The organism is Sphingomonas sp. FG14 (assembly GCF_057809675.1).
Genome location: NZ_JBMDKK010000006.1, coordinates 129,608 through 141,707 on the forward strand (window position 1 = coordinate 129,608; position 12,100 = coordinate 141,707).

The window sequence follows — 12,100 nt, forward strand, 5'->3', positions numbered from 1 at the left end:
GCCCTCCGTCAGAACACCAGCGTCCCGCCGCCCTCGACGAGCAGCGTGACGCCGTTGATGTATGATGCGGCGGGGCTGAGCAGGAATATGATGGCGTTGGCAACATCCTCCGCCTCCGCCAGCCGACCGAGCGGCGAGCGCTCGACGAGCATCTGGCCATAGGCGCCGGCGGTGAGATCGCCCATGCGCGGCGTCGCCACCACGCCGGGCGCGACCGCGTTGGACCGATAACGGCCACGCCCGATCACCGCCTGGAAGCGCGTCAACCCGCCGATCGCCGCCTTGCCCGCGCCATACCAGCCCGAATTGGCGTCGACATCGCCGCGCCCGGCCAGCATCGCGGGCGGCGGACCACCGGACAAGGTGCCCGCGACCGAGGCGATATTGACGACGGACGCGCCCTCCGGCGGGCCAAGGGTGAGCCAGGTGCTCGTCATCATCTGGACGCTGCCCGCCGTCTTCGCCAGCCCGTCCTCGATCGAAAGCGGCATCGAGCTTGGCGGCCCGGCATTGTTGACGAGGAAAGCGATCGGGCCGAACTCGGCGTGAAGCGCGGGCAGCATCGCTTCCACCGCCGCGCGGTCTCCGCTGTCGAGCACGCGGCCGGCAAAGGCGTCACCCAGGTCGAGCGCGGCGAGCCCCGCTTCGTTGATGTCGAGCCCGATGACGCGAACGCCCTGCCCGAGCAGCCCGATCGCGGTCGCACGGCCGATGCCGCTCGCGGCGCCCGTGACGATCGCCGTCGCGCCCGCCGGAAAACCCAGGAAATCGGCCTTGCCGCTCATCATCCCACTCCCCTTCTCAAATCCTGTCGGCGATCGCGCGGCCGAGATCCTGCGTCATCGCGCGGCCGCCCAGATCGGGCGTGCGCGGTTCGGCGGGATCGGCGAGCACGCTCTCGATCGCGTCGCGCATCGCCTGTGCCGCCACGCCCTCGCCAAGGTGATCGAGCATCATCGCCGCCGACCAGATCTGGCCGACCGGATTGGCGATATTGCGCCCGGCGATATCGGGCGCGGAACCGTGGACAGGCTCGAACATCGATGGATGCGCGCGCTCGGGATTGATATTGGCCGATGGCGCCAGCGCGATCGTGCCGGTGACGCCGGGGCCGAGATCGGAGAGGATATCGCCGAACAGGTTGCTCGCGACGATCACGTCGAAACGGCGCGGCTGCATCACCATGCGCGCGGCCATGATGTCGATATGGTGCTGATCGCTCTCGATCTCCGGATAGCGCGCCGCGATCTCGGCGAAACGTGCATCCCAGAAAGGCATCGAATGCCACAACCCGTTCGACTTGGTCGCCGAACTCACCCGTCCGCGCCCCAGCCGCCGCGCCAGATCGAAGGCATAGGTGATGATGCGATCGGTGCCGCGCCGGGTGAAGGTGGCGACCTGGGTCACCACCTCGTCGGGCGTGCCTTCGAACATCCGGCCGCCGACCTGCGAATATTCGCCCTCGCTGTTCTCGCGGACGATCCACATGTCGATGTCGCCGGGAGCGACGTCGCGCAGCGGCGAATTGACGCCGGTGAGCAGCCGCACCGGCCGCAGATTGACATATTGATCGAAGGCGCGGCGGATCGGCAGCAACAGCCCCCAGAGCGAGATATGATCAGGAACGCCCGGGAACCCGACCGCACCGAGCAATATGGCGTCATGAGGCCGTAGCTGTTCCAGGCCATCCTCCGGCATCATCCGTCCGGTCGCAGCATAGGTCTCGCAAGACCAGTCGAACCCGGTCGCCGCGATCTCGAAACCGAAACGGCGTCCGGCCGCTTCCAGCGCGCGCAGCCCCTCGGGCATCACCTCCCGGCCGATGCCGTCGCCCGCGACCACGGCGATGCGATGCACCCTCATGCAAGCACGACCAGCGCGTCGGCGGCCAGCGCGGCGCCATTCGCGACGCGGACGGGATTGACGTCGATCTCCGCGATCTCGGGCAGTTCGAGCGCCGCGTCGCCCAGCGCCACCGCCAACCGCGCAACCGCATCAGCCTCCGCCGCGTCGAGCCCACGACCGCCGCCGAGCAACCGTCCACCGAGCATCCGGCCCAATGCGTCGAGCAAGTCTTCGCGATCGAAGGGCGCGCGCAGCAGGGCCGCCTCACCGATGATCTCCACCAGCACGCCGCCCAGCCCGATCGCGACGATCGGTCCGAACAGCGGATCGCGCGTCATGCCACACAGGATTTCAAGCCGGGCGGGCACCATTTGCTGGACGAGCACGCCCGCGATCCGCGCGTCGGGCGCGTTGCGCGCGACATCGCCCAGCATGGCGGCATGGCCGGCGCGCACCGCTTCGTCGCCCGCCAGCCCCAGCCGGACACCGCCGACATCGGACTTGTGCGGCAGATCGACCGACATGATCTTGAGCGCGACGGGGCCGCCGATCCGCGTGGCGGCGGCGACCGCCTCGTCAGCGCTGGCGCAGAGCGCCTCCTCGGTGACCGGTGCGCCGTAGAGCGCGAGCAACCGCTTGGAATCCGCCTCGATCAGCGCGGTGCCGGGTTCGGACCCGGCCAATATGGCGCGCGCCGCGGCGATCCGTGCAGGATCGGGCGCACGCGCCGTGGCGGGCGGCCGCCGGCTGCGCAGCGAGAATTCGGCATTGGCCGCCAGCGCCCGCGCGGCGCGGCGCGGATCGGTATAGGCGGGCACTCCGGCATCGAGCAGACTGGTCGGCAGCAAGGTCGAGACAAAGGCGATCGGCTTGTCGGTCGAGCGATGCGCGCGGATATACATGTCCGGATGCGTGGGATTGCCGATGATCACCGGCGAAACCATGTCGACCGCATCGCTGGCGGGCACACCCGTCAGCACGCCTTCGAGCGCGCCGGGCGCGGCGAGCGCCTGCGCGGTGACGTCGACCGGATTGACCACCGATCCCATGAAGGGCTGCGGCATCAGCGCAAGCAGGGTGTCCTGATCGCCGGCGGGCAGTTCGGGCACCGAAAGCCCCTCGAGCACACAGGCATCGGTGAGCATCACGCCCGCCCCGCCCGATCCGGTGATGATGCCGACACGGCGGCCCCGCGCGCGCCGGCCGCCCTGGAAGATCAGGCCGAGATCGAGCATTTCCTCGAGCGACCCCGCCGAGAAGACGCCATGCTGGCGGCAGACCGCGTCGAACGCCTCGGCCGAGCCGACCAGCGATCCGGTATGCGCCTGCGCCGCGCGGGCGGCGGCCTGCGAGCGGCCGGCCTTCAGCACCACCATCGGCTTGTCGAGTTGGGACGCGCGCCGCGCGGTCTCGATAAAGACCTCCGGATCGCGCAGCGTCTCGCTGAAGGCGAGCAACACCTTCACCTCGTCGCGCTCGACCAGATGGCGCAGCACGCCCGCGATATTGACGTCGACTTCGTTGCCGGTGCTGACGAACCAGCCGACGCCGAGCCCGGCGGTGAGCGCCTTGCGGACCATGTAGCCACCGAAACCGCCGCTCTGCGACACCAGGGCGACCGGTCCGCCCGCCGGAATCTCGTCGGTCGGATCGAGCACGAAATTGGCCATTGCGCCTTCGGCCAGGTTCATGAAACCGATGCAGTTCGGCCCGGCGACGCGCACCCCCGTGCGCGCCGCGATCTCGGCGAGTTGCGCCTGGAGTGCGACGCCCTGCCCCCCCACTTCGGCGAAACCCGAGGTGATGACGACGACGCCACCGACCCCGCGCCGCGCCAGCGCCTCCACCACCGACGGCACGGCGATCGCGGGCACCACAACCATCGCCAGATCGACACCGTCGGGCAGATCCTCGACAGTGGCGAAGGCCGGCAGGCCCTGCACTTCATCCTCGCGCGGATTGACGGGATAGATCGCGCCGCCAAAGGCGCGGATGACGTTGGCGGTCACGAAGCCGCCGATGCCGGGCATCCGGTTCGATGCGCCGACGATCGCGATCGATCGCGGGCTGAGCAAACGATCGAGCGAAGATGTGAAGAGCGGGCGTCCGTCAGCCATCGCTCAGCGCCCCCTGAACATGGGCTGGCGCTTCTCGAGGAAGGCGGAGGCCGCCTCGCGATGATCCTCGCTGACGAAGGTCGCGCCTTCGAGCAACAGGCCGCTATCGAGCGTCAGCGCGATGCGATCGCGGACGATGCGGTTGAGCGTCGCCTTGGTCCCCTGCACCGCCAGCGGCGCGATGCCGGCAAGGCGCTGCGCCATCGCCAGCGCGGTCTGGTCGAGATCATCGGCGGGCACCGCCTTGAGCGCCAGGCCCAGCCGCACCGCCTCTGTTCCGCTGACGCGTTCGCCGGTCATCAGATACCAGCGCGCGGCCCCCAGCGATCCGGCGAGCGGCCACAACACCGCGCCGCCATCGCCCGCGACCAGGCCGATATTGACGTGCGTGTCCGCGATCGCCGCGTCCTCCGCCATCACCAGCACGTCGCACAGCAGCGCGATCGAGGCGCCCAGCCCCATGGCGAAACCCTGCACCGCGCAAATGATGGGCTGCGGCACCGACAGGATCATCTCCAGCATCTTCACGGTATCGAGCGTGGAGAGCACCATATGCGCGGGGCTTTGTTCGCCCTTGTCCTCCATGGTCGTCACGTCGCCGCCGGCGCAGAACGCCTTGCCCTCGCCACGCAGCACGATCGCGCGAACCTCTCGATCGGCCGAGGCGAGCGCGAGGATCGCTTCCAGGTCATGGTGGAGCGCGGCGTTGATCGCGTTGCGGCGCTCCGGCCGGTTGAACGAGACGATCAGCACATGGCCGTCGCGGCGCGCAGTGACGGTGGTGAAATCCGAATAGGCGGCCATCTCAGCCATTCTCCTTCCAGCGGGCGCGCACGAGATCGCGGGCATGGGCGCGCGGCCCGCCGCCCTCGTGGCGCAGCGCCTGCAACCGCATGGTCCACAGGTGCAGATCATATTCGATGGTGAAGCCCATCGCCCCGGTGAGCTGATGGGTCTCCTGGAACGCGCGCTGCGCGGCCTCGCACGCGGTGAGCGCAGCGGCGGCGGCGAGATCGGCGCGGGCATGGTGCCACGCAGCCTCCCGCACAGCCCATTCGGCCGAATCGACCGAGACATGGAGTTCGGCGATACGATGCTGGACGGCCTGGAAGGTCGCGATCGCCTTTCCGAACTGGATGCGCTCACGCAGGTAACGCGTGGTGAGATCGAGCGCGGCGCGAGTCGTGCCCGCGATCTCCGCCGCGATCGCGACCTGACGCCAGCGCCGCGCCACCGCGCCGGATCCGGGCGCGAGCGGCGTGCCGCGTAAGTCCGAAACCTGTGCGAAGGGATAGCCGAACTTGGATTTGACGGGCACCGCCGCGAAGTCGCCGCGCGCCGCCACCTGCGCCTCGTCCCCATCGATCACGATCAGCAGATCGGCATCGGCGGCGAAACGCACGGCATCGAGCCGATCGGCATCGGCGACGGCGATCAGGGTCGGCGGCGCTTCCGCGAGCAATGCCGGCGCGACGAGCAGGCGGTTGCCGACAGGCGCGAGCGCCGCGGCCTCCCCCGCCCATTCGACGACCAGCGCGGCGGTGAGCGGCCCCGCCCCTTCCGCGCCGAACAGATCGGCGAAGCCATCCTCTTCCAGCGCCCGGAGCAGCGCGCGGTCGCAGCCATTGTCACGGCGCAGATCGCGTGCGCGCGCTGGCCCGGCATGTCGCGCGAACAGGCGCGCGCATGAATCCTTGATCGCTGCCTGGGTATCGTCGAACGCAAGGTCCATCGTCAGTTCCTCGCCGTGCCCACGACGTCGCGGGCGATCAGGTTGAGCTGCATTTCGGTGGTGCCGGTGGCGATGCCGGTGGCGAGCGCGTGGCCGAACTGGATCGCGCCGAAGCTGCCCTTGATCAGTCCGCCCGCCCCCTCCACCGCCATGCACGCGTCGTAGACGGCGCGCTCGGCGCGGGTGGTGGCGACGCGATAGACATAGGCGTTGAGATCGGGCGCGCTGCCTTTCGCCTTTTCGTCGACGACACGGTAGATCAGCACGCGCGCGGCGTCGCAGGCGGCCTGCGCCTTCGCCAGCGCGTCAATCACCAGCGGATCGTCGATCAGGTCCTGTTCCACGGCCATGCGCGCCAGCCGCTCGAGCGTCTGGCCGGCGCGACGGAAGCGCGCGACGCCGATGCGTTCGTTGACCAGCAATTGGCGGATGATCGGCCAGCCGGCGTTTTCCGGCCCCAGCCGCCAGCTTGCCGGCACGCGGACATCCTCGAACACGCACTGGTTGAACGCGCCCTCGGAAAAGATCGACGGGATTTCGGTGATCGTCAGTCCCGGCGCGTCGGTGGGGACGAGGAAGATCGAGATGCCCTGATGGCGTGGCGCATCGCTGTCGGTGCGCGCCAGCAGGAAGCAGAAATCCGCCACATCGGCATAGGAGGTCCAGATCTTCTCGCCATTGATCACATAATCGTCGCCGTCGCGCACCGCGCGCGTGCGCAGCGAGGCGAGATCCGATCCGGCATCGGGCTCCGAAAAGCCCTGGCACCAGGTGACGTCTCCGCGCCGGATGCGATCGAGATGATAGGCCTTCTGCTCGTCGCTGCCCGCCAGGATCAGCGCCGGCCCCACCCAGTTGACGCACATATATTGGGCGGTGCGCGGTTCGCCATGGGCAACCATCTCCTCGCTGAGGATCAGTTGCTGCCATGGCGACTGATCGAGCCCGCCATAGGCGCGCGGCCAGGCCGGGACGAGCCAGCCCTTGTCCGCCAGCCTCGCGCCGAACGCCTTGGAAAAGGCCTTCTGATCGTGCGGATCGAGCGTGAATGCGTCGAAATCCTCAGGCAGCTCGGCATCGAGAAAGCCCTTGAGTTCGGCGCGGAAGGCGGCGTCCTCCGCCGACCAGTCGAAGTTCATCGGATTCCTCCCCCGATCATCGCGGCAGCCCCAGGACCTGGCCGGCGAGGATATTCTTCTGGATCTCCGACGTGCCGCCGAAGATGCTGATCGTGCGCGAGCGCAGATAATTGGCGAGCACGTCGGGCGCGCGGCCGGTGACCGCGTCTGCGGCGCGCAGGCGGAATTCCAGGCTGCGCAGCGCCTGCTCGGCCTGGGTGAGCAACAGCCGCGCGACCGATCCGTCGGGGCCGGGCGGGCGGCCGGCATTGCGCAGCGAAAGCTGCTCGACGACGTTCAGCCGCAGCACTTCGCCGATCACATAGGTGCGCGCGATCGCCTGGCGTATCTGCGGATCGCGATCGATTCCGCGTTCCTCGGCATAGGCCTCCAGCTTGGCGAGCGCGGTCTGGAAGGTCGCGATCAGGCCGACATCGGCGGGGCCGCGCTCGAACGCCAGCACGGTCATCGCGATCCGCCAGCCCGCGCCGGGATCGCCGATGCGCTGGGTGACGGGCACGCGGACATCGTCGAAGAACATCTCGCAGGTCTCGGGCGAACCGTCGGAGATATGGATGGGCCGCACGGTGATGCCCGGCTGGTTCACCGGCGCGAGCAGGCAGGTGATGCCCTTGTGCTTGGGCGCGTCGCGATCGGTGCGCACCAGCAGGATGCACCAGTCGGCATGCTGCGCGCCAGAGGTCCACATCTTCTGCCCGTTGACGACATAATGATCGCCGTCGAGCACGGCGGAGGTGCGCAGCGACGCCAGGTCCGATCCCGCGCCGGGTTCACTGAAGCCCTGGCACCACTGGATCTCTCCCCGCAGCATCGGCGGCAGGAAGCGCTGCTTCTGCTCCTCCGTGCCATAGGTGAAGATCGCGCGGCCGAGATAATTATGGAACGAGATGCGCGGCGTGTCGGCCTTGCCCAGCTCGTCGTTCAGGATCGCCTCATAGGTGGCGCTGAGCCCGCGCCCGCCATAATCGACGGGCCAGGACAGCCCGACATAGCCGCCATCGTAAAGCGTGCGCTGCCATTCGCGATGGAGCCGCGCCAGATCGTCCTCGGTCGGATAGCGCGCACGCCAGTCCTTCGGCGCGTTTTCGGCGAGCCAGGCGCGCACCTCCATGCGGAAGGCGGCTTCCTCGGCATTTTCGAGATAATCCATGTCAGGCGGCCTTCCGGGCGGCGTCGCGATTGTCGGCGATGGCGTGCAGGTGATGCGCCTCGTCACCGAACAGCAGGCGATCGAGCATGACGCGGCGCGCGCGCAGATGCGCGACATGCTCCCAGGTCTGGCCGATCCCGCCATAGACCTGCATCAGCATCTCGCCGGCCGCCTCGCCCGCCGGCGCGCACCAGGATTTGGCGACATGCGCGGCCGCCAGCGCATCCGCCGCGGGCAGGGCATCGACCGCCCAGGCGGCATAGCGCGTCACGCTCGCCGCCCCCTCGATGCGGACCAGCATGTCCGCGCACATATGCTGGACCGCCTGGAAAGATCCGATCGGCACATCATACTGGATGCGCGTCTTCGCATAGTCGACCGCATGGGTTAGCCCGTCGCGCAACACGCCGACCAGATCGGCACAGGCAAGGGCGACGGCGAAGGCGGTCCAGCGCGCGAACGCATCGGCGGCAAGCGGCGCACCGACAGGCTCGGCGTGCCCGCCCGCCCGCCATGCGGCCAGCGGCCGCGTGAGATCCGCCCCCTCCATCGCCGCCGCCCCCTCGACGGCAAGGATCACGGGCCGCGCTCCACCATTTCCCCGGGCGAGCGCGAGCACTATATCGGCCCCTTCGCCGTCGAATACCACCGCACCGTCCGGCGCATCGGCATCGGCCAAGCCGGCAAGATCGGGCGCGAGCAACAGGCCGATACGGCGACGCCCCTCCGCGAGATCGGCGAGCAGCGCCACATCTCCCCCGGCAAGCGCCAGCAATTCATGAGCAAGCAACGCACCGGTGAGCGGCAGCGGCGCGAGCGCGCCGGCGAGCGGCTCGATCGCCAGCGTCACTTCATAAGCGGATGCGGCCGGAGCGCCGTCCTCGCGGGCGCGCATGCCCAGCACGCCGAGCCCGGCAAGATCGCGCCACGCCGCGTCCCGATCGATCTTCGCCAGGTCGGCGGGGCTGTTGACCGCCAGGGTCGCGGCGAAGCGGGCCATGGTCTCGCGCAGCATTTCCTGATCGGGCGTCGGCACTGCGCGCATCGGATCGGCTCTCCTTTCTTATGGTCTATTTATTACACTATATGGAAAGCGATGATGCTGTCACGCGAAATTTTCGCGGTGCGGAACCTGCCCGTCATGCAGGCTGGCGGGCGATGAAGGTATCGCTTGCAGCCTTCGGTTTAAATATTACACTATTAATCGCCGAAGCTGAAACGGCGGGGAGGGAAATGGATGAAGAGCGGATCGCAACGGAGCATGGCGGGCGCCTGGTACGCCGTGCTGCTGCTGGGCATGCTCTACATCGTCGCCTTCGTCGATCGCGTGATCCTGGCGCTGCTGATCCAGCCGCTGCGCGCCGAATTCGCGATCAGCGACACGCAGATCAGCCTGTTGATCGGCTTCACCTTCGCGCTTTTCTATGCGCTGGTCGGGCTGCCGATCGGGCGCATGGCGGATCGCATCAACCGCCACCGCCTGATCCTGGCCAGCACCGCCATCTGGGCTGCATGCACCTTCGCATCGGGCTTCGCGACCTCGTTCTGGATGCTGTGCCTGCTGCGCATCGGCGTGGCGGTGGGCGAAGCGGCGCTCAGCCCCAGCGCGATCTCGATGATCGGAGACCTGTTTCCGCCGTCACGGCGCGGCGCCGCGACATCACTCTATATGTCGCTGGGCGCGCTGGGCGCGACGGGCGGCTATATATTGGGCGGGCTGATGGTGGGCGCGATCGGCCAGGTCGACGCGGTGACGGTGCCGCTGATCGGTGCGATGAAGCCGTGGCAATTCACCTTCATCCTGGTCTCGCTGCCCGCCGTCGCGCTGGGACTGTTGTTCCTGGTCACCGTGCGTGAACCTGCCCGGCCGGCGGTCGCGCCCGAAGCGCCGCCGTCGCGCGCGCTGGCCTGGACCGCGCCGATGTGGCGGCCGCTGATCATCCTGTTCTTCGCCGGATCGATCGGCCAGACCATGGTGCATGGCGCCGGCACATGGGCGCCGACATTGCTGGTGCGCGATTATGGCTGGACGATCGGCGCGGCGGGCGTGCGAGTCGGGCTGATCACCATGGTCTGTGGCGTGGGCGGCATGATGCTGTGGCCGATCTTCGCCGAACGCTGGGCGCGCGCCGGGCGGGCCGACGCGCTGCCGCTGACGCTCGCGATCGGCGTGGGCGCCGGCGCGGCGCTGATCGCGGCCTGCGCCTTCGCGCCCGGCGCGCCGGCGTTCCAGATCCTCTATGGCGCGGCGATGTTCATGCTGATGGGCACGGGCGTGCTGCTGATGGTCGCCATCCAGGCCTTCGCACCCTCGTCGATGCGCGGCGAGCTGATGGCGCTCTGCCTGTTGCTGACCGGGCTGATCGCGCTGGGCATCGGCCCGACATTGGTGCCGCTGGCCGGCGAATGGATCGGGGCGGCCGATGGCGAACTGAAGCCCGGCTATGTCGCGATCGCGCTGCTGACCGGCCCGATCGCCACCGCGCTGGCGCTGTGGTGCCGGCGCGGACTGGTCGGCTTGGCGCGCGCGGGAGATACGCTATGATGGCACCGCCTCTCCCGTCTCATCCGGCAGCGCAGCGGGGCGCGTTTCGATTTCTCCGTTCGAACAGGGAGCACAGATCCTGACCCGCATTCCACCATCCCAGGCGTCGCGCGCCGTGCGGGTGCCCAAGGCCGCCGAACTGATCGCCGCATCGCTGCGCCAGCGGATCGCGATGGGCGAATTGATGGAAGGCGACGCGCTGCCGCCGGAGGCCGACCTGATCGTCGAGTTCGGCGTGTCGCGCGCATCGTTGCGCGAGGCGCTGCGCATCCTGGAGAATGAAGGGCTGATCGAGGTGCGGCGCGGCGCGCATGGCGGCGCGCGCATCCGCCTGCCGCGCGAGGACACCGCGGCGCATTCGATGGGGCTGCTGCTGCAGATCCGCGGCGCGACGCTGAAGGACATGTTCGATGCGCGCGTGATCATCGAACCGCCGCTGATCCACCAACTCGCCCAGATCCGGACCGAAGACGACCTGGTGGCGATCCGCGAACATATCGAGCTGGAACGCGCGGCACTCGACGATGTCCGCGCCTTCGCCGCCGCCGCCGCCGAATTCCACCGGCTGATGATCGGGCGCAGCGGCAATTCGGTGCTGATCCTGGTCGCCGGCATGCTCGACGAACTCTATCTGAAGCACCTCAACCAGTTCATCGCGAGTGCGCGGCCCGATCAGGCGCAGCTCAACCGCGAAACCCTGCTCAACCACCAGCGCCTGGCCGACCTGATCGAAAGCAGGGACGGGCCGGCTGCCGAGACGTTGTGGCGCTACCATATGCAAGGCGCGCGCAAGATCATCTTGGGGCAGTTGGGCGAAGGATCGAAGCTGGCTCTGTATTAGGGACCAGCACGCGGCATCATAAACGACGTAGCTGCCAGCTCCATCAGTACCGGTTCCAATCGTTCCGCGCCAGGCGATAGATCGCAGTATCGCGCACAAAGCCCGTCCATGTCCGCATGTCGGACTCGACAATCCCCACCTTCCTCGCGCCAAGCTTTTCGACGGCCCTGATCGACCGGCCATTGCGTGTATCTATGCGAAACTGGATCGCGCCAAAACCTTCGGCGAAAGCGCGGTCGATCATCAATCGCTTCATCTCCGCGTTGAAGGGACCGCCACGAATCCTTGGAGCAATGTAGGTCGCGCCGATCTCGATATGCCCCGCCTCCGCAAGGCCGAGAAAGCTTGTCATGCCGACGAGTTCATCAGCGTGGAAGACCGCGAACATCGTCCAGTTGGCACGCGCGCGGATGAAACGCAACGACGGATCAAAATGCTCACCGAACATGCAGATGGGATAGATTTCCCAAATATCCGGATCCTCCGCGCATGCAGCACGCAACGGTTCCACATGCACGTCTTCGAACGGCAGCAATCTGACCAGCGACGAAGCCATTTCCGCGCACAGCATGTCGATCATCCCCTCCCCATTCCGGTGGCGCAGGTTCAAGCGGGATTGCAGCGCAATTGTGGCGGACCAGGAGCATGATCAGCGCCGGGATCTTCGCCACTGACCTGAATTATGTCGACAGGTGATTGCGCGGGACGCGACGGCGCGGCAACACACGCGC

The 12,100-nt window shown here is 68.1% G+C and carries 11 protein-coding genes; 2 read left to right on the forward strand and 9 right to left on the reverse strand.

Annotation, left to right across the window (positions count from 1 at the left end):
• Positions 1-8: 8 nt before the first annotated feature.
• The 8 genes from ACODTA_RS18245 to ACODTA_RS18280 are packed head-to-tail and all read right to left on the reverse strand — an operon-like array spanning position 9 to position 9,028.
• Positions 9-785 carry an SDR family NAD(P)-dependent oxidoreductase gene (locus ACODTA_RS18245; RefSeq protein ID WP_489067404.1) on the reverse strand — a complete coding sequence of 259 codons (777 nt, stop codon included), beginning with the start codon at positions 783-785 and terminating at the stop codon, positions 9-11.
• Between the two features lie 16 nt (positions 786-801).
• The gene (locus ACODTA_RS18250) at positions 802-1,863 is read right to left on the reverse strand and encodes a tartrate dehydrogenase (RefSeq protein ID WP_489067405.1); all 1,062 of its coding nucleotides are present in this window, start codon (positions 1,861-1,863) and stop codon (positions 802-804) included.
• Positions 1,860-3,962 carry an acetate--CoA ligase family protein gene (locus ACODTA_RS18255; protein WP_489067406.1) on the reverse strand — a complete coding sequence of 701 codons (2,103 nt, stop codon included), beginning with the start codon at positions 3,960-3,962 and terminating at the stop codon, positions 1,860-1,862. The genes ACODTA_RS18250 and ACODTA_RS18255 overlap by 4 nt, the downstream gene beginning before the upstream one ends.
• Before the next feature lie 3 nt (positions 3,963-3,965).
• The gene (locus tag ACODTA_RS18260; protein ID WP_489067407.1) at positions 3,966-4,775 is read right to left on the reverse strand and encodes an enoyl-CoA hydratase/isomerase family protein; all 810 of its coding nucleotides are present in this window, start codon (positions 4,773-4,775) and stop codon (positions 3,966-3,968) included.
• Positions 4,768-5,694 (reverse strand): acyl-CoA dehydrogenase family protein, encoded by a 927-nt coding sequence (locus tag ACODTA_RS18265; protein WP_489067408.1) that lies wholly within the window; start codon positions 5,692-5,694, stop codon positions 4,768-4,770. Before ACODTA_RS18265 ends, ACODTA_RS18260 begins: the two co-directional genes overlap by 8 nt.
• 2 nt (positions 5,695-5,696) lie before the next feature.
• Positions 5,697-6,833 (reverse strand): acyl-CoA dehydrogenase family protein, encoded by a 1,137-nt coding sequence (locus tag ACODTA_RS18270; RefSeq protein WP_489067409.1) that lies wholly within the window; start codon positions 6,831-6,833, stop codon positions 5,697-5,699.
• Between the two features lie 16 nt (positions 6,834-6,849).
• The gene (locus ACODTA_RS18275) at positions 6,850-7,983 is read right to left on the reverse strand and encodes an acyl-CoA dehydrogenase family protein (protein WP_489067410.1); all 1,134 of its coding nucleotides are present in this window, start codon (positions 7,981-7,983) and stop codon (positions 6,850-6,852) included.
• A 1-nt stretch (position 7,984) separates the two neighbouring features.
• Positions 7,985-9,028, reverse strand: a complete 1,044-nt coding sequence (locus tag ACODTA_RS18280; protein ID WP_489067411.1) for an acyl-CoA dehydrogenase family protein — start codon at positions 9,026-9,028, stop codon at positions 7,985-7,987.
• A 192-nt stretch (positions 9,029-9,220) separates the two neighbouring features.
• On the opposite strand from ACODTA_RS18280, the gene ACODTA_RS18285 reads away from it, so the two are divergent.
• On the forward strand, positions 9,221-10,528 hold the full coding sequence (locus ACODTA_RS18285; RefSeq protein ID WP_489067412.1) for an MFS transporter: 1,308 nt from the start codon (positions 9,221-9,223) through the stop codon (positions 10,526-10,528).
• Between the two features lie 115 nt (positions 10,529-10,643).
• Entirely contained in the window at positions 10,644-11,369 is a 726-nt protein-coding gene (locus ACODTA_RS18290; RefSeq protein WP_489067413.1) for a FadR/GntR family transcriptional regulator, read from the forward strand.
• Between the two features lie 43 nt (positions 11,370-11,412).
• Here the strand turns inward: ACODTA_RS18290 and ACODTA_RS18295 are convergent, their stop codons facing one another.
• Entirely contained in the window at positions 11,413-11,949 is a 537-nt protein-coding gene (locus tag ACODTA_RS18295) for a GNAT family N-acetyltransferase (RefSeq protein WP_489067414.1), read from the reverse strand.
• Positions 11,950-12,100: the final 151 nt, after the last annotated feature.